Origin of the sequence: Photobacterium piscicola, from assembly GCF_900166965.1 — a bacterium.
In the GTDB taxonomy this organism is placed as follows: domain Bacteria; phylum Pseudomonadota; class Gammaproteobacteria; order Enterobacterales; family Vibrionaceae; genus Photobacterium; species Photobacterium piscicola.
In genome coordinates this window covers 195351-219275 of record NZ_FUZI01000005.1, presented here as the reverse complement: position 1 = coordinate 219275, position 23925 = coordinate 195351, and the positions used below count along the sequence as shown (strand labels likewise).

Here is a 23925-nt window from a genome sequence, read left to right as displayed (position 1 = left end):
TTATGACGTTTGATAAATCTGATGTATTTCAGAATAGTTCAGGGAGATTGCCATGACCAAAATTGGTGTAGTACAAATGAATTCAGGCACTGATCCTGAGCGTAACCTGAGCCAGATAAAAAAGTTTATGCAAGGGTTGCAACTTCAAGGGGCAAAATTAGTTGTTACCCCTGAAAATAGTGTCGTTTTTGGCAGTAAAGCCGATTATCAACGTTGGGCAGAGCCCCTCGGTAAAGGTCCATTACAGCAACAATTATCTCAATATTCTCAACAGTTAGGAATTTGGTTATTGATTGGCTCTATGCCGATTCTTCAAGCAGATGGTAGCATTACGACTACTGCTATCTTATTTGATGATCAAGGTAAGTTACATGCGCACTATAATAAAATGCACATGTTTGATGTAGATGTTGCTGATAAACACCATAGTTACCGTGAGTCTGATACCTTTAAAGCAGGCGATGAAATTAAAGTGATTGATACGCCTTTTGGCAAGCTAGGATTATCCATTTGTTATGATATTCGCTTTCCACAGTTGTACAGTCAATTACGCCAGCAAGGTGCTGATATCATAGTGATTCCAGCAGCATTTACTAAGCTAACTGGACGCGCTCATTGGGAAGTGTTAGTGCGTGCTCGTGCTATTGAAACCCAGTGTTGGGTAGTGGCTGCAGCACAATGGGGCGAGCATAATGAAACGCGAGAAACCTGGGGGCACTCAATGATTGTTGATCCTTGGGGGCAAGTGATTGCCTGTCAACAACAAGGAACGGGTGTTCTGATAGCAAATGTTGATTTACAATTAGCACATAAGATCCGTACCAATATGCCAGTGGCTGATCATGCCCGATTGGTGTTCAGTCATATTCAATAACTAAGAGCAAATTAATGACCCTTAACACTGTAGAAAGTACCATGCTAGACCAATCAGGTCTCGGTCGTGATGAATTGCATAATATTCTTGGCTTAATTGCTACCCGTGATGTTGATTATGCTGATATATATTTTCAGTCATGCTGGCATGAGTCGTTAGTTTTAGAAGACAGTATTATCAAAGATGGCTCGTTTAATATTGATCGTGGTGTCGGTGTACGTGCTGTTGCGGGTGAGAAAACAGGCTTTGCTTATTCAGATCAAATTAATCTATTAGCATTAACTCAAAGCGCAAAAGCTGCTCGTGGTATTGTGCGTCAAGGTGGTGATGGCAAAGTACAAACATTCACACCAATGGCATCATCTGGTATTTATTCCCCAATTAATCCATTGGGCAGTTTTGATAAATTTCAAAAGATCGCCTTACTTGAAGAAATTGATCGCTATATTCGCACCAAAGAGCCGTTAGTTACTGAAGTCTCAGCCAGCATTAATGGCGTTTATGAAGAAGTCTTAGTTGCCGCGCTTGATGGCACTTACGCGGCGGATATTCGTCCATTAGTACGATTATCCATTACTGTTTTGGTTGAGAAAGGCGATAAGCGTGAACGCGGCAGTGCTGGTGGTGGCGGTCGTTATGGTTATGAACGTTTTTTAACTGAAGATACGACGGGTAAAAGCCAAGCGATTTTCTTTGCTGATGAAGCTATTCGCCAAGCATTAGTGAATCTTGAAGCCGATGCAGCACCAGCGGGCACGATGCCGATTGTATTAGGTGCTGGTTGGCCCGGCGTTTTATTGCATGAAGCTGTTGGTCACGGTTTAGAAGGTGACTTTAACCGTAAAGGTTCATCAATGTTTGCCGGGCAAATGGGACAACAAGTGACATCGCCGTTATGTACTATTGTTGATGATGGCACATTAGTTGATCGCCGTGGCTCAATTAATATTGATGATGAAGGTACGCCTGCGCAACATAATGTACTTGTTGAAGGTGGTAAGCTAAAAGGCTATATGCAAGATAAGCTTAATGCGCGTTTAATGGGTGTTGCCCCGACAGGTAATGGCCGTCGTGAATCTTATGCTCATTTACCGATGCCGCGTATGACCAATACTTATATGCTGCCAGGTGAGCATACGCCTGAAGAAATTATCGCCAGCGTGAAAAACGGTATTTATGCCCCCAACTTTGGTGGTGGTCAGGTTGATATTACTTCAGGTAAATTTGTGTTCTCTGCTTCTGAAGCGTATTTGATTGAAAACGGTAAAGTAACCCGTCCAATTAAAGGCGCAACCTTAATTGGCAGTGGTATTGAAGCGATGCAGCAAGTCTCTATGGTGGGTAATGACCTTGATATTGACCGTGGGGTTGGTGTGTGTGGTAAAGCGGGTCAGAGCGTGCCTGTGGGCGTCGGTCAACCAACATTGAAGATTGATTCAATGACTGTTGGTGGCACTGAATAATTTTCTATTGTGACATGCTTTTAATTAAACGTGGGTTTCAATAAAATAAAATGCCAGCATGTATGCTGGCATTTTTTTGTTCATTTATGCATTAATCAAAGAGATTAATCAGCAAGGTAGAGAGATTTTAGATATTGAAAAATCTCACGGTATGCTTTGCCAGGTTTTTCTTGTGCCTTTTCTTTTGTTGCTTGGCGCATTAACTGGCGTAGGTGTTGGCGATCAGCATCGGGATGATCAACCATAATAGCATTTAGCATGCTGTCACCATTCTCAATCAACTTGTCACGCTTAATTTCAAGCTTTTTAAGGGCAACGGTGTGCTGAGAGTGCTTATTATTTAATTTGTCGAGTGCGGCTTGAATTGGTTCAAGATCCATATGACGCATCTGCTTACCAATAAACTGCAACTGACGACGACGCGCTTCTTTACTAAAGCGTTGTGCGTCTTTAATTGCGGCCATCATTTCTTCATCTAATGGCACTTTCGCAAGAGCGTTAGGTGTTAATTCAACTAGCGCTTCGCCAATTTTCTGCAACTCTTCCATGTCGCGTTTCATCTCGGACTTACTTACCCAGATGATTTCTTCTTCTTCATCCCAAGGGGCTTTTTTGTTTTTACGGCTCATAAATGGGCTCACTCATTGTATCAATAGTTCTATTTTATCAGTTTAATAACGATTTTGGGCGTAAATTACATTATTCTATAACTAATAAGCTAAACCCTAACCTTAAGTGATTGTATGGACGTAAGAGAACAGGTTGCTCAACAGCGTGTTGAACTTGAAGCCGCAGTAGCAAAAGCGCTTGAAGTTGCTGGTAAACAGGCTGATGCAGCCGAAGTAGCCATTAACAAAACAACAGGTATCAGTGTTTCTACTCGTATGTGCGAAGTTGAAAATGTTGAATTTAATAGTGACGGTGCACTTGGCATTACTGTGTATCGCGGTCACCGTAAAGGTAGCGCATCAACTTCTGATTTAAGTGAAGCGGCTATTGCTCAAACGGTTGCCGCCGCTTTAGATATTGCAAATTACACTTCTGAAGATCCGTTTGCAGGTCCTGGCCCTGCGGAATTGATGGCGCGTAATATTCCAGATTTAGATTTATTTCATCCTGATGAGCCGGAACCTGATCGCGCTGCAGCGATTGCAATTGCCGCAGAAGAAGCGGCGCTTGCCTTTGATCCTCGCGTAAAACAAAGCGATGGTGCCAGTTACGATAGCCATTACGGCGTGCGTGTTTACGGTAATAGTCATGGCATGTTAGCCAGTTATGCCTCTAGTCGCCATAGCATTAGTTGCTGTGTGATCAGTGAAGGCAAAGACGGCAATATGGAGCGTGACTATAGTTATACAACTTCACGTTTAGCCTCTGATATGTGGACCCCTGAACGTGTGGGGCGTCATGCTGCAGAGCGCACCGTAAGCCGTATTAATCCACAAAAACTCACTACTCGTGAAGCGCCTGTGATGTTTGCTGCTGATGTTGCTACCGGTCTTTTTGGTCATTTAGTGATGGGAATTAGCGGTGCGAATTTATACCGTAAATCATCATTTTTATTAGATAAACTGGGTGAGCAAATTTTCCCAGAGTGGCTAAATATTAGTGAACGTCCTCATATTTTACGTGGTATGGCAAGTACCCCGTTTGATAGCGAAGGTCTTGCGACCTATGATCGTGAAATTATCACTGGTGGCGCACTGCAAACATACTTATTGACCAGCTATGCTGCTCGTAAGATGAAAATGCAGCCAACAGGTCATGCTGGTGGCATTCATAACTGGTTGGTTTCATCAACAGGCGAAAGCTTTGAGCAAATGCTGAAAAAGATGGATCGCGGTTTGTTAGTGACTGAATTGATGGGCCAAGGAGTGAACATTATCACGGGTGATTATTCTCGTGGTGCTGCGGGCTTCTGGGTTGAGAATGGTCAAATTCAATATCCTGTCTCTGAAATTACCATCGCAGGTAATCTTAAAGACATGATGCAAAATATTGTTGCTATTGGCAGTGATACTGAAACACGAAGTCAGATTCTAACGGGTTCTATGCTGTTAGATTCGATGAAGATTGCGGGTGAGTAATCGTTGTTAATGACGTAATTTATGCGCAATAAAAAAGTCCAAATCAATCACTTGATTTGGACTTTTTTTATCAATCAATTATCACTGATTAAGGTGTAATAAAAATGGTCGCTAGACCTAAGAACACCATTAAACCAACAATATCAGTACAGGTTGTCAGTGCCATACCGCCAGCAAGTGCTGGGTCAATTTTTAGTTTTTTAAGACCAATTGGAATTAATACGCCAGCAACGCCGGCAACAAATAAGTTTGCTAGCATTGCGCCGGCCATGATCGCGCCGAGTATTAAGCTCCCTTTCCAAATAAAGACCACTAAGCCAATAATTAATGCCCATACTAAGCCATTAATTAATCCGACACGGGCTTCTTTACTCAGTAGCCAACGGGTGTTGGTATCACCAATGTGACCGACAGCAAGGCCTCGAATAACCAGTGCTACGGTTTGGTTACCCGCCACACCACCCATTGATGGAACAATTGTCATTAGTACCGCAACGGTCGCCATCTGTTGTAAAGTGTGTTCAAACATATTGGATACAGATGCGGCTGCTAACGCTGTCAGTACATTAACCCCAAGCCAAATACTGCGGCTCTTGGCTGACTTTAAGACTGGTGCAAAGGTATCTTCATCGTCATCCATACCCGCCATGGTCATCATTGAGTGTTCCGCTTCTTCACGGATCAAGTCAACCACGTCATCGATAGTGATACGACCTAACAGATGATTATTGGTATCAACGACAGGTGCAGATAACCAATTTCGACGTTCAAATATATTGGCTATTTCACTGTCTGCCATATCGACGGCAATCGCTTCATCAGCGTCTTGCATAACATCTTTAATTTCAATGTCAGGCTGAGTGGTGATGAGCGTTGATAGTGACAAATGACCAATCAGAATTTGATTTTCATCAACCACATACAAAGCATCAGTGGCTTCTGGTAGTTCACCACGCATACGTAAATAACGTAGTACCACATCGGCGGTTACGTCACCTCGAATGGTGATAAAATCGGTACTCATCATCCCACCGGCAGTATCTTCCGGATAGGCGAGTGCTTTTTCGATACGATGACGATCGGTGGCATCCATTTGTGCCAATACTTCTTGATAACGCTCATCAGAGAGGCTACGAAGTACGTAGGCGACATCATCGCTTTCCATCCCCTCGGTAACGGCTGCCAGCTTTTCTGGTTCCATTTGCGAGACGATGCCATCTTTTACATCTTCAGAGAGTTCATCAAGGATCTCACCTTGCTCTTCCGGATCCGTCAATTGCCATAAGACTTGACGTTCTTTCGGTGGCGAGGCTTCTAACAGGTGTGCAATATCCTCCGGCTCCATGTCTTGGAGTAACCGGCGAACATGAACAAACATGCCATTTTCGAGCGCTTTATTGACTTCTTGGAGTGTGTGATGGGTTTGATCTTGTTCTAATACATCCGCCATAGGTATTAGGCCCACTTATATTTGATGGCGCAATAAGCTGAATTTTAACGTAATCAGTGAGTCTTTGTCTTGTGCTGATTACTATTTAATTAGCGCATAAACTGATGAAGTATTGGTATTACGCATGATTATAATTGTGATATCTCTACATTTCATGAGTGTTGGCTACTAATCGCGGCTAAAAAACGCAGTTAAGAGCAAAGTATCACGTGTTAAAAATGATTAACACCACTAAGAACAAAAGATTTAACAGTGGTAATTTATGGCTTTTAATTTAGCCAATTAACTTTCTTCATCAAACCCAGCTTCAATTAAGGTTGAAATGGCGATTAATGCTGATTCTGCATCTTGGCCTTCTGCGCTAACCATGATCTTTTGACCTTGGGCGGAGTCCAGCATGAGTAAGCCCATCACACTGTCTGCCGTTGCGCTGTTATCACCATTAGTGATCGTGACGATGGCTGTGAAACTTTGTGCTAACTCAACTAATTTGATTGCCGCTCGAGCATGAAGCCCGAGACGGTTACGAATAAATAATTCGCGGCTAATGGTCATTTATAATTTTCCAGCGTGCGATGACGTACCTGCACTTGTTGACCTTGTTGAGTAAAATAATCAGCCAGTTGTTGCGCGATATACACCGAGCGATGTTGTCCGCCAGTACAACCAATGGCAACGGTGACATAACTGCGATTATTTTTCTCTAGCATTGGTAACCATGTTTCAAGGAAATTTCGTAGTTGGTAGTTTAGTTTATTGACTTCAGCGTGAGCGGCTAAAAAATCTTTAACGGGCTGATCAAGGCCAGTCTGAGGTTTAAGCTCTGGCACCCAGTGTGGGTTTGGCAAAAAACGCACATCAAACACATAGTCAGCATCAGAAGGCAGACCATGTTTAAAGCCGAACGATTCAAAAACTAACACTAATTCACGTGCTTCACGACCAAGTACTCGTGCCCGCACTGTCTCGCTTAAATCATGAATAGAGCTCTTAGTGGTATCAATCACTAAGTCTGCATGTTCTTTCAGCTCACCAAGCAATACCGCTTCTGATTGAATGGCTTGCTCAAGGCTCATATTATGGCGCGAGAGTGGGTGTAAACGACGTGTTTCACTGAAACGTTTAACCAGTTCTTTATCATCGGCATCGAGGAAAATAACGTTGATATCAACATCATTGGGTAAATTTTTGAAAATAGCGTCAAGTTCACCCTGATGTGGCGGCATATTACGAATATCGATGCTAACCGCAATATCTTGTTCGTTATTGGCAATATCATTTACAAATTGCGGCAGTAGGTGTACGGGAAGGTTATCAACGCAGTAATAACCTAAATCTTCTAACACGCGAAGCGCGACAGATTTACCTGAACCTGAACGGCCGCTAACAACCATTAACCTCATGGTTAAGCTACCTTTTGTGTGTGGAGGGATGCTGATTTATTCTTCATTAATCAGTATGTTATATAATTCTTGATCGGTTGTTGCATTGCGTAACTGTTTGCAAATTTTCTTATTGCCCAGTTTTTCAGCCATGCTAGCAAGGGTCGATAAATGCTCTTTACATTGTTCTTCTGGTACCAGAAGTGCAAATAACAGGTCAATAGGTTGACCATCTATAGCATCAAAATCTATCGGCTCTTGGCATTGAATAAGCACTGCAATCGCATGATCACTGTTACTGATTCGGCCGTGAGGAATTGCAATCCCGTTACCAATACCTGTGGTACCCAATTTTTCACGATTGAGCATACATTCAAATAATGGCTGCGGATTTTGATCAAGATGTGTTGCGGCGATCTCACTGATGAGCTCAAGCGCGCGTTTTTTACTGGAGCAAGGGACTGCACTTTTGGTGCAGTCCAGGCTCAATACGTTACTCAGTTGCATGATTAGTGACTATTGAGTTTATCTTTGTGTTTGTTTAATTGACGGACCAGTTTATCAGTCAATTCGTCAATCGCGGCATACATATTTTCAGAATCAGCTTTAGCGTGAATTTCTCCTGAATTAATATGCAGGGTTGCTTCGGCTATTTGTTGGAGCTTTTCGACATTTAAGATCACTTGAACGGTATTGATTTTATCGAAAAAACGCTCTAGTTTGTCAAACTTAGTACTGACATATTCTCGTAATGAATCGGTTACATCAACATGGTGTCCGGTAATATTGATTTGCATAGACATCTTCCTTTTGTTGGCGCTGATCCGATTTAGATCAGACATTTTCGCTGATTTGATGGCGGAATTCCCAACGATTCACGGTATTTGGCGATAGTTCGTCGCGCAACCATGATCCCTTGTTCAGCCAATAAAGTCGCAATTTTGCTGTCACTCAGGGGTTTAACCTGATTTTCAGCAGCAACAAGTTTCTTCACCAGTGCGCGAATAGCTGTCGATGAACATTCACCGCCATTATCCGTACTGACATGACTTGAGAAGAAGTATTTCAATTCAAAAATACCTCGAGGTGTATGCATATATTTTTGCGTCGTAACTCGAGATATGGTGGATTCGTGCATTTCAACCGCGAGTGCGATGTCATTGAGGACCATCGGCTTCATCGCTTCTTCACCAAATTCAAAAAAATCTTGTTGCTGCTCGACAATACAACGAGCGACTTTCAACAAGGTTTCATTGCGGCTTTCAAGGCTTTTAATCAGCCATTTGGCATCTTGAAGGTGAGTACGTATAAATTGACCATCAGCGCTATTGCGAGTGTTATTGCTTAATGCGGCGTATTGCTGATTGACTTTAATACGAGGAATACTGTCAGGATTGATACTAACAACCCATTTGCCATTATCTTTAAAGACAGAGACATCGGGAATAACGTATTCAGTTTCGGTTGAAACGACATGATTACCTGGACGAGGGTTTAAGCTGTGAATCAGCTCCATAACCGCTTTAAGTTCAGGTTCTTTGAGTTTGGTTTCGCGCATCAATTGTCGATAATCGCGATTACCTAATAAATTAATGTGCTCACTCAACAGTATTTTAGCTTCGGCAAGCCATTGAGTTTGTGCTGGATAAGTGGCGAGTTGAAGCAGTAAACATTCTTGTAAGTTGCGAGAAGCAACCCCTAAAGGGTCAAATTGCTGTACGCGTTTAAGTACCGCCTCTACCTCATCAAGCTCAACATCGAGATCTTCATCTTCAAAGTTTTCTAAAATTTCAGCAGTACTACAACTGAGATAACCTTTGTCATTAACCGCATCAATGATCGCTGTTGCGATCGCGAGATCCGTTTCGCTAAATGGGGTTAAATGTACTTGCCACATTAAATAGTCTTGTAATGATTCAGTAGTTTCACCTTGATAAATTGGAATGTCATCATCAATAGCAATGCCCGCGCTGCCTGTTCCTGCACTGTAAATATCATCCCAAGTACTATCAACCGGAAGTTCAGTGGGTAATTCACGGGATTCAAGTACTTCAGCGGTATCAAAACTCTCTATATCGTCGAGATTTTCACTCGCGTCATTGGTGCTGGCTTCTGCGGTTGAGGTTTCATTGTTAGTGTTTATTTCATCCGCTTCATTGGTTTCATCGAGCTCTAGGAGAGGGTTACCATCAAGCGCTTCTTGGATCTCTTGTTGGAGTTCCAATGTCGAGAGTTGCAACAAGCGAATAGCTTGCTGCAATTGAGGCGTCATTGCTAACTGTTGACCGAGCTTAAGTTGGAGCGAAGTTTTCATTAACGTTGATACACCTTATTGTTATTGTTGTTATTATCTGTAATCAATAGCCAATGGTGAATGCTATAGACGGAACTGATCACCGAGATAAACCCGCTTAACATGCTCATGGTTGAGTACATGATCTGGAGTACCATTAGCGATCAGATGGCCTTGGCTTACAATATAAGCGTGTTCACAAACATCCAATGTTTCGCGAACGTTATGATCGGTAATTAATACCCCTAATCCACGATCTCGTAAATGTTTAATGATCTTTTTGATATCAATAACTGAAATTGGATCGACACCTGCAAACGGTTCATCAAGCAGAATAAACTTAGGGTTTGCTGCTAATGCACGTGCAATTTCAACTCGGCGTCGTTCACCACCTGATAATGCTTGTCCTAAACTATCGCGAATATGTTGAATATTAAACTCATCTAACAGTTCTTCGGCCTTATCTTGACGGCCTTCTTTGGTGAGCTCTTTACGCGTCTCTAAAACAGCCATTAAGTTGTCATAAACCGTCAGACGACGAAAAATCGATGCTTCTTGGGGTAAATAACCAATACCCATTCGTGAACGATTGTGCATCGGTTGAAGGCTGATGTCTTCACCATCAATGGTAATTGTGCCTTCATCGCGGCCAACTAAGCCAACGATCATATAAAATGAGGTGGTTTTACCGGCACCATTGGGACCAAGTAAACCAACAATTTTTCCTGATTCAACCTCAAGGCTCACATCGGAAACGACTTTGCGACCGTTGTAACTTTTTGCAAGGTGTTCAGCTTTTAGAATAGCCATAAATAATGTTTATTTCTTATTATTGTTTAATTGACTTGGTAAGATCACGGTGGTGACACGCTCTTGGTTACCGCTTTCTGCTACCAAACGTTGGTCGCGAATATTGTAAGTAATGATATTACCTTTAATATTACTCCCATCTTGATTAAGTTCTGCTTTGCCGGTCATTTTTAGGCGTTCAGTGGCGGTTTCATAACGCATTTTAAGCGCTTCGCCATCAAGAGGTTTACCATCGTCCATCACTTGATGGAATGTTGCTGGTTGTCCATATGCCATGATTGTTTGTTGCTGCGACTTAGTGTTTGGTCGCGTTACAACTACTTTGTTCGCACGAATATCAATTGTTCCTTGGCGTAACTTCACATTGCCGATAAACGTAACAATATTATTCGGCATATCAACTTGTTGACTGTCTGAATCAATATAAATGGGTTGCTTGGTATCACTTTTCATTGCCCATGTTGGTGCACTGATACACAACAAGCATAGTAGAGTACTAATTTTTAGTCGGTTCATATCTACCTTTTACATTTTTTAAAAGAGTTGCCACATTTCGATCCATGTTGCCTTTCATGCCATCGCCTTGATTTTGGAAAACAGGACCATTGATGGTGACATGATCATCGGTACTAAAGTCTTTATTGACTAAATTTAAGCGTAAACTATCTGTTTTAATGACTTGAACATCTGAATCAGGTAATAGATTGAAAATACGAACATTACCTTGTAAGTGTAAAATTTTATCTTGTTCTAGTTTGGCATTGTTAGCACTGACTCGCCATTCTGCATTTAGCCCTTGCTTAAAGACCCACAAAACAGGTTTAGTAAATGTGGTTTCACCACTAACATTAAAATGCTCAAGATGGTCAGCATCAATTTGATATTGACGAGTACCCTTCAAATCAAAGCTGGTATTACTGACTTTATTACCAATAAACATTGGTTTTTCGTCATTAGGTTTAACTTGAACATCTTGTTTCCAATGTTGTTCAAGTAGATAGTAGCCGAGCCATGCACATATAATCATTAACAGTACATAGAATAGCTTTTTAAAAGTCATAGACTTAAGCCTTTATTTTCTTTGGTGTTACCGATGATTTACAGAGATATAATAGTGCTACAGGACACCGGCTTTAAGTAAATCATGCATATTGAGTGCGCCAACTAATTGGTTATTTTCTGTCACCAATAAGCCATTAATTTTGTTATCTTCCATTAATTTTAGCCCTTCTGCGGCTAATAGCTGTGGTGAAATCGTTTGTGGATTGGTTGACATCACATGACCAATACTGGTGTTGTGAATATCAATATGATTATCCAACAAACGGCGTAAATCACCGTCAGTAAAAATACCACGTAATTGTTGGTTATGATCAACAATTGCCGTCATTCCTAAGCCTTTGTGTGATATTTCCAATAGCGCATCTTTAATACTGGCATGCTCTTCAATCATAGGTAGTAACTCACCACTGTGCATGACATCTGCAATACGAAGCAATAATTTACGTCCTAACGCACCACCGGGATGAGATAGTGCAAAATCGTCAGCAGTAAACCCGCGGGCTTCCATTACTGAAATTGCGACCGCATCTCCCATAACAAGGGTAGCCGTTGTACTTGAGGTCGGTGCGAGATTCAAGGGGCAGGCTTCTTTATCTACCGTGACTTGAAGATTCACTTGCGCCATTTTAGCCATACTTGATTCAGGTTTGCCTGTCATGCTGATCATGGCAATGCCTAGACGTTTGATAACGGGCAGTAATGCAAGAATTTCTGCGGCTTCACCTGAGTTTGAAATTGCAATCACGACATCATTTTTTTTGATCATTCCCAAATCACCATGGCTTGCTTCGCCCGGATGAACAAAGAATGCAGGGGTCCCTGTGCTGGCCAATGTTGCGGCTATTTTCCGTCCAATATGACCTGATTTACCCATTCCCATTACGATCACTTTACCTTGGCAGTGCAGAATTAACTCACAGGCAAGGGTAAAGCTGTTATCAATGTAACAACGGATTTTTTCAAGTGCTTGTAATTCAGTATCGAGTACTTTTTTACCATGGCTGCAAAAATCAAATTGACCAGACATCAGAGAAAGCTCCTGTTATGCGGCGATATTAAGAAATAAAAATGCTTGATAAGCAATAAAGCAAATCACTAATATTCCACCTTCAATGCGATTAATCAGGCGGCGTTTACCGAGAGCCATTAGTAGTAATAGAATGGAAATAGCCAACATAACATAAAAATCACGGCTCATAGCTAGTGGGCTTAATGCTGATGGGTTCAGTAACCCTGGAATGCCCATTACCGCAAGAATATTAAAGATATTTGAGCCAATAATATTACCCACCGCCATGTCATCTTCGCCTTTAAATACGCTCGCGACAGATGCGGCAAGCTCAGGCAAACTGGTGCCAACAGCAATGATGGTTAAACCAATAACTAAGTCACTCATACCGTAGTATTTAGCGATAGTAACTGCTGACCCCACTACCATATCTGAAGAGTATAGAAGTATGCCTAAGCCAATAAATACCCAGATAATGGCCTTGGTATTAGTGACACCAGTTGGAATTTCTGACTGTTGCTCTTCTACTAATGGATCACTTTTACTGTCGCGGCTGATTTTAAGCATCACCACTAAGAAAATAGCAAATAGAACCGCAAGAATAATGCCTTCGTGACGGCTTAAATAATTATCCCATAAAATCGCGCCAGCAATAACCGTAACTCCCAGCATTATGGGTAATTCGCGGCGAATAATAGTCGAACTAATGCAGAGGGGCTTTATGATTGCCGTAATACCGAGAATTAACGCAATATTGGCAATGTTTGATCCCAGTACATTACCTACCGCGGTATCTGTTTTATCGGCCAGTGCAGCGGTGGCTGAAACCATCATTTCTGGCGCAGAAGATCCCATTGCCAGAATAGTCATACCAATAACCAGTGGTGCAACACCGAAGTTTTTCGCTAATGCAGCTGCACCATATACCAATCTATCTGCACTCCAAACCAGTAAAGCTAATCCGATACAGAGCAACACAATGGCTTCTAGCATGTTAATTCCTTTTTAGTACGACCCGCTAAAAAAGCGATTTTTAGTCAATTGATGAAATATTTACAATTTGAGTTGCCAATTTTGACGTTAACTCATGCAAAAGGGAAGCATAAGCCAATACTAATTATCATCTGAGGTGGTTTTAGGGGGATGGCTTGATTAACTGCTGCTGAATCAGAACCGATTAAGGTTAGAAAAAGTGGCTTATCTATTTACACTATTAAAACGATGTTTTATTTTAGGTGAATTATAATGAGGTTGATTTGTTTTAGAATGGAATTATGCCGTTAGTGTCAGTTTTATCGTAAATATATTATTTTTGATAAAAATTCATCATTAACGCGTGATAATACAGCGCTTAGGTTGAGTTGACGTTTAATTCCTCCTATCATCAACGCTCTATTTTTATAATGTCTACTGATTGTTTTTAAGTTGTTTATTATAAAGTGGCATGAAACGCTATTATGTCAAATAACATCAATATTCATCGCTTACGCAAACGAGTTAGCGAGAGGTAACATAAACATAATGCTCAATGATGATGTACTGGTTTCGATTAAAAATCTGAGCTTTTCCCGTGGTGATCGACGTATTTTTGATAATATTAGTCTTGATATCCCGCGTGGAAAAGTCACCGCTATTATGGGGCCGTCAGGGATCGGCAAAACGACCTTATTACGTTTGATTGGTGGTCAGATTGCGCCAGATAATGGTGAGGTATGGTTTGATCAATGGAATATACCCACATTACGTCGCAGTGAACTTTATCAAGCGCGTAAACGAATGAGTATGCTGTTTCAATCGGGTGCTTTATTTACCGATATGACTGTGTTTGAAAATGTTGCCTTTCCATTGCGTGAGCATACTCAATTACCTGAAGATTTATTGCACACCTTAGTGCTATTGAAATTAGAAGCTGTGGGTTTGCGAGGGGCGGCTCAATTAATGCCAAATGAGTTATCAGGTGGCATGGCTCGACGAGCAGCATTGGCGCGCGCAATTGCACTTGATCCTGATTTGATGATGTACGATGAACCGTTTGTTGGCCAAGATCCAATTACCATGGGCGTGTTAGTTAAGTTAATCCGCGATCTTAACCAAGCGTTAAATATTACGTCGGTGATTGTCTCGCATGATGTGCCAGAGGTAATGAGTATTGCAGATCATGTCTATATTCTTTCAGGCGCTAAGATCATAGGTTGTGGTACACCAGATCAATTACGCGCAGATACTAACCCTCAAGTGCGCCAATTTTTAGATGGTGATGCGGATGGTCCAGTACCGTTTCAATTTCCTGCACAATCATTAAGTGATGATTTATTTGGTGAGTAAGCCGTATCAAGGCTGTTGCTAACATCAGTAAATGACAACCGATAATATGAGCAAAAAATGATAATTAATGCTATTTCCCGATTGGGACGAGCGACTATTGAAAAGTGCCAAGCATGTGGTCGTGCAAGCTTGATGTTATATGGGGCATTAGTGTGTAAGCCTCAGCCGATAAAAATGTTGCCGCTATTGATTCGACAATTGTATTCAGTTGGCGTGCTATCGATGGCGATTATTCTCGTGTCAGGATTATTTATCGGCATGGTATTAAGCCTGCAAGGATATTTAGTTCTTGCTGGTTACGGCGCTGAAACCAGCCTTGGTCAAATGGTCGCATTATCATTATTGCGAGAATTAGGCCCGGTGGTAACGGCGTTGTTATTTGCTGGTCGTGCGGGCTCTGCGTTAACGGCTGAAATTGGGTTGATGAAAACCACCGAACAACTATCAAGCATGGAAATGATGGCGGTTGATCCTCTACGCCGCGTGATTGCACCGCGATTTTGGGCGGGGGTTATCTCGATGCCATTGTTGGCGTTGATGTTCTCGCTTATTGGTTTATGGGGCGCACAACTTGTTGGTGTTGATTGGAAGGGCATTGACTACGGCAGTTTCTGGTCGGTGATGCAATCATCGGTTGATTTCAGTACTGATATTGGTAATAGCATTATCAAATCAATCGTATTTGCTATCGTGATTACATGGATTGCAGTCTTTAATGGTTATGATGCCGTACCGACGTCGGAAGGGATCAGCCGTGCAACAACCCGTACAGTGGTGAATTCATCACTGGCGGTACTTGGACTTGATTTTGTGTTAACAGCATTAATGTTTGGTAGCTAAACATTCACTTAGCCGCATGCATACGACGGCATAAATTACATGGATAAAAACAATGCAACAAAATAAACGATTAGAATTGTGGGTTGGTGTGTTTATGCTAGCCGGCATTAGTGCTTTATTAGTGTTGGCGTTTAAAGTGGCTAACGTACAAAGTTTTGGTAGTGCTGAAACTTATACTTTGAAAGCCCATTTTGACAATATTGGCGGTTTAAAAGTACGTTCTCCCGTTAAGGTGGGAGGGGTTACTGTAGGTGAAGTAACGTCGATTACCCTTGATGAACAGACGTATGTGCCAATTGTTACTTTAGACGTTAATAAAAAGTTTGGTTATTTCCCTGAAACCAGTTCTGCATCTATTCTGACTTCAGGTCTATTAGGTGAACAATACTTAGGTATTAGTCCTGGATTTGTTGATACTGACACTGAAATGCTACATAACGGTGACTTAATTGAAGACACTAAATCTGCGTTAGTATTAGAAGATATGATTGGTCAAGTGCTGTATAGCCTTGGCGGCGATAAGAAGTAATGAGGAGAACCACCATGAAATTTGTACGTGGCTTAATGTTGTGTTTACTGGCCGTGCCAATGCTAGCTCAAGCAGCAACGATTGATCAGAGCAATCCTTATAAAATGATGGACAAAGTATCCGCGCATTTATTTGGTACTTTAAAAGCGGAACAAGCAAAAATTCAAGCAAACCCAGAACAACTACGGGTGATCGTTAAGCAAGAATTATTGCCGTATATTAATACCCGTTATGCAGCTTACAAAGTGTTAGGTTCTAATTTACGTAATACAACCGCAGAGCAACGTGATGCGTTCACAGCGGCTTTCACTGATTATTTAGTGGCATCGTACGCACAGGTTTTGACTCAATATACCGACCAAAAAATCGAACTTGAATCACCTAAGCCCGTTCCAGCTGATCGCAGTATTATTTCGGTTCGCGTTGATATTATTGATCCTCAGCGCCCGCCTATTCGCCTTGATTTTAAATTACGATTGAATAAAAAAACCAAAGAATGGCAGGGATTTGACATGGTTGCTGAAGGTGTCAGTATGCTCTCTACTAAGCAAAGTGAATGGAGTGGACAGCTACGTACTAAAGGTATTGATGCGGTGACACAAAGTTTACGTGATTTGGCGGCGAAACCGATCCAAATTGAGAACAAATAACCATGACTGCTGATAAGATTTGTTGGCAGGTTGTCGCTGAAGGGCAATACCGCTTGTCAGGGTCGTTAGATCGTGACACAGTGCCAGCTTTTTGGCGTCAAAGAAGCGAATGGATGCCACATAATGAGCAGCTCGTGCTCGATCTTGCTGATTTATCTCGAGTAGACTCTGCTGGTATGGTGATGTTACTGCATTTGTGCCAGCACCTTAAGCAAGCAGGGAGTCGCGTTATGTTGCACAATGTACCTCAACAGCTTAAAACGCTGTTTCGCTTAAGCCATATCGAACCAATGTTAACAGCTTGCATGGAGTAAGCTGTAGAGAGGATAGCTTGTGGAAATCTCTGAGATTAAACAAATTCTAGAAAGCGCTTTAGACGTTGATGAAATCATCGTTAAAGGTGAAGGTAGCCACTACCAAGTGATCGCAGTGGGTACACTATTTGACGGCATGAGCCGTGTAAAGAAACAACAAACAATTTATGGTCCATTAATGGATCGTATTGCAGCAAACGACATTCACGCGTTAAGTATTAAAACATATACGCCTGAAGAGTGGGCGCGTGATAAAAAATTAATGTCGTTATAGAGAGCTAAATGATGCAAAAGTTTCGTATTCAGGGCAGCGGCCCATTAAGCGGTGAAGTGGCTATTTCTGGCGCAAAGAATGCAGCCTTACCGATTTTATTTGCCGCGTTACTTGCTGACGGTCCGGTAGAAATTGCCAATGTTCCTCAGCTACGTGATATTGATACTACGATGGAATTACTGTCACGTTTAGGCGTGAAAGTCTCGCGTAATGGCTCATCTGTTAATATCGATGCAAGTGATGTTAATGAGTATTGTGCGCCGTATGATCTTGTAAAAACAATGCGTGCTTCTATTTGGGCATTAGGTCCACTAGTGGCTCGTTTTGGTCAAGGTCAAGTATCATTACCTGGTGGTTGTGCTATTGGTGCGCGCCCAGTTGATTTGCATATTGTGGGTCTTGAGCAGCTTGGTGCAACAATCACACTTGATGAAGGTTATGTAAAAGCATCTGTCGATGGTCGTCTTAAAGGTGCCCATATCGTGATGGATAAAGTCAGTGTGGGTGCAACGGTTACTATTATGTCTGCGGCAACGTTAGCAGAAGGTACAACCGTGATTGAAAACGCAGCTCGTGAACCTGAAATTGAAGATACTGCAGCATTCCTTAATGCTATCGGTGCGAAAATTACAGGCGCAGGCACGGCAACCATCACCATCGAAGGTGTTGATCGTCTTGCTGGCGGTTATCATGAAGTGGTTGCAGACCGTATCGAAACCGGTACTTTCTTAGTCGCTGCTGCTGTTTCTGGTGGCAAGATTGTTTGTCGCAACACTAAGCCTGAACTTCTTGAAGCGGTATTAGCAAAACTAGAAGAAGCGGGTGCATTAGTTGAAACTGGCGATGATTGGATCAGTCTAGATATGACAGATCGTGAGCTTAAAGCGGTGAATATTCGCACTGCACCGCATCCGGGGTTCCCAACCGACATGCAAGCGCAATTTTCGCTATTAAACTTAATGGCCAAAGGCACAGGCATCATTACTGAAACGATTTTTGAAAACCGTTTCATGCATATTCCTGAATTAATTCGTATGGGTGCTCACGCTGAAATCGAAGGTAATACCGTGATTTGTGGTGACACTAATGGATTGAGTGGCGCACAAGTGATGGCAACTGACCTACGTGCATCTGCAAGTCTTGTGATTGCGGGCAGTATTGCTAAAGGCGAAACCATTGTTGATCGTATTTACCATATCGACCGTGGTTATGAGTTTATCGAGCAAAAATTCAGTGCGCTAGGAATGAATATCGAACGTATCTCTGAATAAGTGATATTGGTTTCAAGCAATAAAAAAGCCTCGCACCGTGCGAGGCTTTTTTGTGACTGTTATTTGTTATTATTTGGGAGGGTTCGCTAGTGGAGGTCGATTGGCAACCGTAACCGGGATCATCATTGGCTTACCGTTACGTAGAATCTTCACTTCAATATGGGTGCCAGGGCGAATATCCGTGACGATATCACGCACACTTTGCACATTAGTGACTTCTTTACCTGCTATCTCAATCACAATATCATTTTTCTTAAACCCTGCTTTTGATGCTGGGCCAGTTGGATCCATGCCATCAACAATAATGCCATTTACTTTCGCTACATCATAAAGTCGCGCCATTAGTGGGTTGATTTCACGTCCTTGAATGCCAATCCAACCTCGAATAACTCGACCATCAGCAATCAGTTTTTGCATGATCTTAATTGTTAACTGGTAGGGAATCGCAAATGAAATACCATAGGTTTCAATGTCGGTAGCTTGCTGAAAAGAAGCGGTGTTAATGCCCACTAACTCGCCGTCAGTGTTAACCAGTGCTCCGCCTGAATTACCTTTATTTATCGCCGCGTCTGTTTGTAAAAAATCTTGTGGTCCATAAAAACTCATGCCAGAACGGCCCGTGGCGGAGATAATACCAAAGGTGGTTGTTTGACCAAGATTATAGGGATTACCAATTGCCAATACCACATCACCAACAGCAGCTTTATAGTGTGAATTAACCGGAATAACGGGCAGGTTATCGGCATTGATTTTTAATACAGCCAGATCCGTTAGTTGGTCTAAGCCAATTAATTGTGCATTCAGTACTCGACCGTCTTGTAGCGCAACAATGATTTGATCTGCATGTGCCACAACATGATAGTTAGTAACGATATAGCCTTTATCACTCATGATGACACCGGAGCCAAGGCCTTGGGTGCGCAATTCTCGTTCTTGGCTATTACTGTTGTCATAGCGACGATTATAAATATTAACTACGGCAGGTGACGCTCGTCGCACAGCATAATTAAAAGAAAGGGGGGTTGAGTTGTTATCGGGTAATGATAAGGACACTGGCGTCGTCGGACGTAAATCAGGGACTGCAATCAGAACAATAATAGCAGTGATAAGGCCGAGAAAAATTGAACGACCAAGAAATGCTAGCATTAACAGTCCTTATAAAATGAGAAATAAAAAGGTGCTAACAGAATAGCACCCCTCTTAGGTGAGACCAACTATTGGCATTGATGCCGTTGTTAAATTCGTCCCACAATCAGACCTTCACGCGTATTGATACGTTAAAATTAACGAATAATAAGATACAGCACATTATTGCCGCGTTGAATTTCAAGTGCGATAACCTTGGGTGGATGCGCCAATGCTTTACGTAATTGACCCAGATTATTAATAGCAAGGCGGTTAAGACCAATAATAATATCACCTTTTAATAACCCTGAACGCGCAGCCAATGAGCCCTTTGTTAATTGTGTAACTTCAACGCCGTGCGCTTTACCATTAACGGTGGTGTTACTAAATTGCGCACCACTTAAGCTTGAGTGAAGATCATCAGCATTAACAAGGTTGTCAGCACTGGCACTTAACGTGACCGTGAATTGTTGTAATTTACCGTTACGCATAGCTTTTAAAGTGAGGGTTTTACCCGCGCCCAACGTCGCCACTTTTGCTCGTAATTCACTGAATGAACGAATAGGATCGCCATTTACTGCAATAATAATATCGCCTGCTTTTAAGCCTGCTTTTTGGGCGGCAGAATTTGGCATTACTTGGTTTACAAAGGCACCTTGATTGGTGTCATAGCCAAATGTTTGTGCTAATTCTGCGGTTAGTTCACGTCCTTGTACACCCAAGGTACCACGGCGAACTTGACCAAATTTAATGATTTGCGCTGTAAGGTTATTTACCATATTGGATGGAATGGCAAAACCAATACCGACGTTGCCTTTATCAGGCGCAAGGATCGCTGTATTAATACCGATTAATTCACCATTGAGATTAATCAGTGCGCCGCCAGAGTTACCACTATTAATTGCAGCATCGGTTTGAATAAAGTTTTCTATATTTTCAAGGTTTAAGCCACTACGACCTAAAGCGGACACAATCCCAGAAGTCACTGTTTGTCCAAGACCAAAAGGGTTACCAATCGCAATCGCAAAATCACCCACACGTAATTTGTCGGAATTCGCTAATTTAATTGCGGTTAATTTTTTTGGCGTGTCGATTTGCAGTAAAGCAATATCAGATGATTTATCACTGCCAATCAGTTTTGCGGTAACTTCATGGCCATCATATAGTTGAACCATGATTTTATCAGCGTTATTGATGACATGTTGATTAGTAACAATATAGCCTTTATTAGCATCAATAATAACGCCAGATCCTAGCCCTCGAAAAGGACGTTCTTGAACTTGCTCAGTTGGAAAATCAGGGCCGAAGAAAAAACGATAAGCGTCTGGTACATGTTGCTTTGAAACTTGTTTACCTTCTATGGCGATACTGACAACGGCTGGTGTGACTTGCTCAAGCATGGGCGCAAGACTAGGCACAGATTGATTACTTACCGTGATAGGAAGAGCAGCATTCGCTGTCAGTGGTGCCATAAGCGTACTAACAGTTAACGCTAATGCACTAATAACGAAAAGGTTTTTTTTACGCATGATTTAACTCCGAGTTAACAAGTTAAATTATGACTTGTTAACTGGAATTAAGTTCCCCAAATTATGCTTTTGAAGCGAAGTATTGATCGTATAAGTGACGACTAGCTTGCTTTTGCTGACTGTGCTGATGCCGCCATATCGTTATCTTTAATGGTGGTTGGCTTATCACTAAACAAGCCGGTTGCACCATTGGCGTAGTCACGCGGTTGGTGATCCATTACTTCATCTTCAATGGGGGTGTCGTTTTCCACTGGCTCTAAGGTGGTGATTCGTTGTGCAAATGGATTGTCTTGGGTCGGTAAATTAGGCATCAACTCCGCTGATGTCTTGGCCATGTGCTCGTAGAGCTTACCGTAATCTTTAGATACATTGTCGAGTAACTCAGCGCTACGAGCAAAATGGTCGACAAGTTCTTGGCGATATTGCTCTAATTCATATTTTGATTTATCGAGATCTTTTTTTAATGACGAGTGCTGATTTTGGTTTTTGTTTGTTAACCGACTTATAATGGAACCAACAAAGATTCCCGCAATAAAAATAGCAATTGCAATAATCCAACTCATAACCATGATAACTCCTTGTGATTTTAGTGTTAATACGTGTTTTTCAGTCAAGTCGCTGTTTGTTCGAGCGTAATAACGCTACTACTATACCTTGAGCTAGTTGCGCATGATACTGATTCAATCATATATTGTGATGACGTATGCTGTGATTATTCCAGTAATAGATGAAAAGGGATCTCATCAAATGACGACGCTGACACCGCTCACGCAATACCATGCCGATCTGCAACGTATTGATTTTTTTGCAGACCCAGCCCAAGCCAATGCCGTTACGCATCTGGATGATTTATATCATCGGTTGCTGGAACCTGTTACACCATTACCCATTACGACGCGATGGCAACGATTATCTTCTGCAGCCAAAGCATTATTGCTATCGTCAACATTGTTAACACCAAAGACTAAAGCAGATATCGTGCCAGTTAGAGGGCTGTATTTTTGGGGTGGAGTCGGACGTGGGAAAACCTATTTAGTCGATACCTTTTTTGAGTGTTTGCCAACCCAACGAAAAATGCGAATTCATTTTCACCGTTTTATGTATCGGGTTCATCAACAGCTGCAACAACTTGATGGCATTGAGAATCCATTGGAGCATGTGGCGGATAATTTTAAACAACAAACCGATATTATTTGTTTTGATGAATTTTTTGTCAGTGATATTACCGATGCGATGATTTTGGCAACGTTACTTGAAGCCTTATTTCAACGCGGCATTACTTTAGTCGCAACGTCGAACATCGCTCCCCATGAGTTATATCGAAATGGTTTGCAACGTGCACGATTTTTACCTGCGATTGCACTTATTGAGCAACATTGTGAGGTGGTTAATGTTGATGCGGGGATTGATTATCGCTTACGGTCATTGGTGCAAGCGGCAATATATTATTCACCGTTAGGGCCGCAAGCTAATCAAAATTTAGCGGATTATTTTGAACAGCTAAGTTTTGAGCCTCGTTATAATGAGAAAATAATTGTTATTAATCAGCGCTCAATCACGGCTCAACGTGAGGCGAATGGCATCGTGCAATTTAGTTTTTATCAATTATGCCAAACGGCGCGCAGTCAAAATGATTATATTGAAATCGCCCAGGTGTACCACACAGTGTTAGTTGCTGATGTTCGCGTGATGACTGAGCACCAAGATGCTGCTCGGCGCTTTATTGCGATGGTGGATGAGTTTTATGAGCGCCATGTCACCTTAATTATCTCCGCGGAAGTGCCTTTAACTGAACTTTATACTAACGGACGATTACTGTTTGAATTTAAACGCTGTTGTTCGCGGCTAATTGAAATGCAAAGTGAACAATATTTAGCTCGACCTCATTTGGTCGATGAATAAAGGGAAATTCGTTTTTTTAAGATTCGTCATATCTAAAGGGTAATTAACACACTTTAAATTGTGATTTATTGGCCTAATTAGCAATTAATGAGCGTCGATATGAAAAAAAAACAATTTTTTTGGGAAAAAAGGTGATTTTTTCCGCACCCTTCTCTATAATCTTGCGACCCACCGTACCTGTATGGCGAAAGCCAGGAGTGCCACCCACTCGAAGGGGTGATGACTGGGCTCTTAACAGAGGAATCATCATTCGATGGTTCTAGTAAGTGAAACTATTTAAATAATGGGTATTAATTAGCATGAAAACTTTCGTTGCTAAACCAGAAACTGTAAAACGTGACTGGTATGTTGTTGACGCTGAAGGTAAAACTCTAGGTCGTCTATCAACTGAAATCGCTTCTCGTCTACGTGGCAAGCACAAGCCGGAGTACACTCCACACGTTGACACTGGTGACTACATTGTAGTTATCAATGCTGAGAAAGTAGCAGTAACTGGTGCAAAGCGTACAGATAAAATGTACCACCACCACACTGGCTTCATCGGCGGCCTTAAGTCAATCAGCTTTGATAAGCTAATTGCTAAGAAACCAGAAATGGTTATTGAAACTGCTGTTAAAGGCATGCTTCCAAAAGGTCCTCTAGGCCGTGCTATGTTCCGTAAGCTTAAAGTTTACGCAGGTACTGAGCACAACCATGCTGCACAACAGCCTAAAGTACTAGACATCTAATTGGGAAT

27 protein-coding genes are annotated in these 23925 nt (G+C 41.9%); 12 read left to right on the top strand and 15 right to left on the bottom strand.

Annotated elements, in window-relative coordinates:
- The first annotated feature begins 52 nt into the window (after nucleotides 1-52).
- Together CZ809_RS14860 and tldD are read left to right on the top strand one after the other, a co-directional pair.
- Nucleotides 53-874: a carbon-nitrogen hydrolase family protein gene (locus tag CZ809_RS14860; protein ID WP_080158354.1), complete on the top strand. Its 822-nt coding sequence runs from the start codon at nucleotides 53-55 to the stop codon at nucleotides 872-874.
- 14 nt (nucleotides 875-888) lie between these two features.
- Nucleotides 889-2337, top strand: a complete 1449-nt coding sequence (gene tldD / locus CZ809_RS14855) for a metalloprotease TldD (protein WP_080158353.1) — start codon at nucleotides 889-891, stop codon at nucleotides 2335-2337.
- A gap of 104 nt (nucleotides 2338-2441) precedes the next feature.
- Here tldD and yjgA read toward each other — a convergent pair whose 3' ends face one another.
- Complete coding sequence (gene yjgA / locus CZ809_RS14850) at nucleotides 2442-2966, bottom strand: ribosome biogenesis factor YjgA (RefSeq protein ID WP_080158352.1); 525 nt, start codon at nucleotides 2964-2966, stop codon at nucleotides 2442-2444.
- A 114-nt stretch (nucleotides 2967-3080) separates the two neighbouring features.
- Between yjgA and pmbA the strand changes: the two genes are divergently transcribed.
- Nucleotides 3081-4424, top strand: coding sequence for a metalloprotease PmbA (pmbA, locus tag CZ809_RS14845; protein ID WP_080158351.1), 1344 nt, complete (start codon nucleotides 3081-3083; stop codon nucleotides 4422-4424).
- Nucleotides 4425-4512: 88 nt separating this feature from the next.
- Here the strand turns inward: pmbA and mgtE are convergent, their stop codons facing one another.
- From mgtE to CZ809_RS14790, 11 genes are all read right to left on the bottom strand, one after another.
- On the bottom strand, nucleotides 4513-5874 hold the full coding sequence (gene mgtE, locus CZ809_RS14840) for a magnesium transporter (RefSeq protein WP_080158350.1): 1362 nt from the start codon (nucleotides 5872-5874) through the stop codon (nucleotides 4513-4515).
- 282 nt (nucleotides 5875-6156) lie between these two features.
- Nucleotides 6157-6429, bottom strand: coding sequence for an HPr family phosphocarrier protein (locus CZ809_RS14835; protein ID WP_080158349.1), 273 nt, complete (start codon nucleotides 6427-6429; stop codon nucleotides 6157-6159).
- Nucleotides 6426-7277 (bottom strand): RNase adapter RapZ, encoded by an 852-nt coding sequence (gene rapZ / locus CZ809_RS14830; RefSeq protein ID WP_080158348.1) that lies wholly within the window; start codon nucleotides 7275-7277, stop codon nucleotides 6426-6428. Before rapZ ends, CZ809_RS14835 begins: the two co-directional genes overlap by 4 nt.
- A gap of 36 nt (nucleotides 7278-7313) precedes the next feature.
- Nucleotides 7314-7763, bottom strand: coding sequence for a PTS IIA-like nitrogen regulatory protein PtsN (gene ptsN / locus CZ809_RS14825; protein ID WP_080158347.1), 450 nt, complete (start codon nucleotides 7761-7763; stop codon nucleotides 7314-7316).
- Nucleotides 7764-7765: 2 nt separating this feature from the next.
- The gene (gene hpf / locus CZ809_RS14820; RefSeq protein ID WP_080158346.1) at nucleotides 7766-8053 is read right to left on the bottom strand and encodes a ribosome hibernation promoting factor; all 288 of its coding nucleotides are present in this window, start codon (nucleotides 8051-8053) and stop codon (nucleotides 7766-7768) included.
- Nucleotides 8054-8085: 32 nt separating this feature from the next.
- Nucleotides 8086-9570: an RNA polymerase factor sigma-54 gene (locus CZ809_RS14815; RefSeq protein ID WP_080158345.1), complete on the bottom strand. Its 1485-nt coding sequence runs from the start codon at nucleotides 9568-9570 to the stop codon at nucleotides 8086-8088.
- 63 nt (nucleotides 9571-9633) lie between these two features.
- Complete coding sequence (lptB, locus tag CZ809_RS14810) at nucleotides 9634-10359, bottom strand: LPS export ABC transporter ATP-binding protein (RefSeq protein ID WP_080158344.1); 726 nt, start codon at nucleotides 10357-10359, stop codon at nucleotides 9634-9636.
- Nucleotides 10360-10368: 9 nt separating this feature from the next.
- Nucleotides 10369-10875, bottom strand: a complete 507-nt coding sequence (gene lptA / locus CZ809_RS14805; RefSeq protein WP_080158343.1) for a lipopolysaccharide transport periplasmic protein LptA — start codon at nucleotides 10873-10875, stop codon at nucleotides 10369-10371.
- A complete protein-coding gene (gene lptC / locus CZ809_RS14800) occupies nucleotides 10856-11419 on the bottom strand; it encodes an LPS export ABC transporter periplasmic protein LptC (protein ID WP_080158342.1) in 564 nt (187 codons plus the stop codon). Before lptC ends, lptA begins: the two co-directional genes overlap by 20 nt.
- Nucleotides 11420-11476: 57 nt before the next feature.
- On the bottom strand, nucleotides 11477-12448 hold the full coding sequence (locus CZ809_RS14795; RefSeq protein ID WP_080158341.1) for a KpsF/GutQ family sugar-phosphate isomerase: 972 nt from the start codon (nucleotides 12446-12448) through the stop codon (nucleotides 11477-11479).
- 15 nt (nucleotides 12449-12463) lie between these two features.
- Entirely contained in the window at nucleotides 12464-13423 is a 960-nt protein-coding gene (locus CZ809_RS14790; RefSeq protein WP_080158340.1) for a calcium/sodium antiporter, read from the bottom strand.
- Nucleotides 13424-13951: 528 nt separating this feature from the next.
- On the opposite strand from CZ809_RS14790, the gene mlaF reads away from it, so the two are divergent.
- The 7 genes from mlaF to murA are packed head-to-tail and all read left to right on the top strand — an operon-like array spanning nucleotide 13952 to nucleotide 18633.
- Entirely contained in the window at nucleotides 13952-14755 is an 804-nt protein-coding gene (gene mlaF / locus CZ809_RS14785) for a phospholipid ABC transporter ATP-binding protein MlaF (RefSeq protein WP_080158339.1), read from the top strand.
- A gap of 57 nt (nucleotides 14756-14812) precedes the next feature.
- The gene (mlaE, locus tag CZ809_RS14780) at nucleotides 14813-15595 is read left to right on the top strand and encodes a lipid asymmetry maintenance ABC transporter permease subunit MlaE (protein WP_080158338.1); all 783 of its coding nucleotides are present in this window, start codon (nucleotides 14813-14815) and stop codon (nucleotides 15593-15595) included.
- Nucleotides 15596-15647: 52 nt separating this feature from the next.
- Complete coding sequence (mlaD, locus tag CZ809_RS14775; protein WP_080158337.1) at nucleotides 15648-16124, top strand: outer membrane lipid asymmetry maintenance protein MlaD; 477 nt, start codon at nucleotides 15648-15650, stop codon at nucleotides 16122-16124.
- Nucleotides 16125-16138: 14 nt separating this feature from the next.
- On the top strand, nucleotides 16139-16774 hold the full coding sequence (gene mlaC / locus CZ809_RS14770) for a phospholipid-binding protein MlaC (protein ID WP_080158336.1): 636 nt from the start codon (nucleotides 16139-16141) through the stop codon (nucleotides 16772-16774).
- Nucleotides 16775-16776: 2 nt separating this feature from the next.
- Nucleotides 16777-17088: an STAS domain-containing protein gene (locus CZ809_RS14765; protein ID WP_080158335.1), complete on the top strand. Its 312-nt coding sequence runs from the start codon at nucleotides 16777-16779 to the stop codon at nucleotides 17086-17088.
- A gap of 19 nt (nucleotides 17089-17107) precedes the next feature.
- A complete protein-coding gene (ibaG, locus tag CZ809_RS14760; protein ID WP_045030117.1) occupies nucleotides 17108-17362 on the top strand; it encodes a BolA family iron metabolism protein IbaG in 255 nt (84 codons plus the stop codon).
- An 11-nt stretch (nucleotides 17363-17373) separates the two neighbouring features.
- Complete coding sequence (murA, locus tag CZ809_RS14755) at nucleotides 17374-18633, top strand: UDP-N-acetylglucosamine 1-carboxyvinyltransferase (RefSeq protein ID WP_080158402.1); 1260 nt, start codon at nucleotides 17374-17376, stop codon at nucleotides 18631-18633.
- A gap of 69 nt (nucleotides 18634-18702) precedes the next feature.
- Here the strand turns inward: murA and degS are convergent, their stop codons facing one another.
- The 3 genes from degS to zapG all read right to left on the bottom strand — a co-directional run bounded on the left by degS (nucleotide 18703) and on the right by zapG (nucleotide 21850).
- Nucleotides 18703-19779, bottom strand: a complete 1077-nt coding sequence (gene degS / locus CZ809_RS14750; protein WP_080158334.1) for an outer membrane-stress sensor serine endopeptidase DegS — start codon at nucleotides 19777-19779, stop codon at nucleotides 18703-18705.
- A 137-nt stretch (nucleotides 19780-19916) separates the two neighbouring features.
- Nucleotides 19917-21287 (bottom strand): Do family serine endopeptidase, encoded by a 1371-nt coding sequence (locus CZ809_RS14745; RefSeq protein ID WP_080158333.1) that lies wholly within the window; start codon nucleotides 21285-21287, stop codon nucleotides 19917-19919.
- 101 nt (nucleotides 21288-21388) lie between these two features.
- Complete coding sequence (zapG, locus tag CZ809_RS14740; RefSeq protein WP_080158401.1) at nucleotides 21389-21850, bottom strand: Z-ring associated protein ZapG; 462 nt, start codon at nucleotides 21848-21850, stop codon at nucleotides 21389-21391.
- 193 nt (nucleotides 21851-22043) lie between these two features.
- Here zapG and zapE point away from each other — a divergent pair, with 193 nt between their 5' ends.
- Together zapE and rplM are read left to right on the top strand one after the other, a co-directional pair.
- Nucleotides 22044-23189 (top strand): cell division protein ZapE, encoded by a 1146-nt coding sequence (gene zapE, locus CZ809_RS14735; protein ID WP_080158400.1) that lies wholly within the window; start codon nucleotides 22044-22046, stop codon nucleotides 23187-23189.
- A gap of 299 nt (nucleotides 23190-23488) precedes the next feature.
- Nucleotides 23489-23917, top strand: coding sequence for a 50S ribosomal protein L13 (gene rplM / locus CZ809_RS14730; RefSeq protein WP_060998308.1), 429 nt, complete (start codon nucleotides 23489-23491; stop codon nucleotides 23915-23917).
- Nucleotides 23918-23925 lie beyond the last annotated feature (8 nt).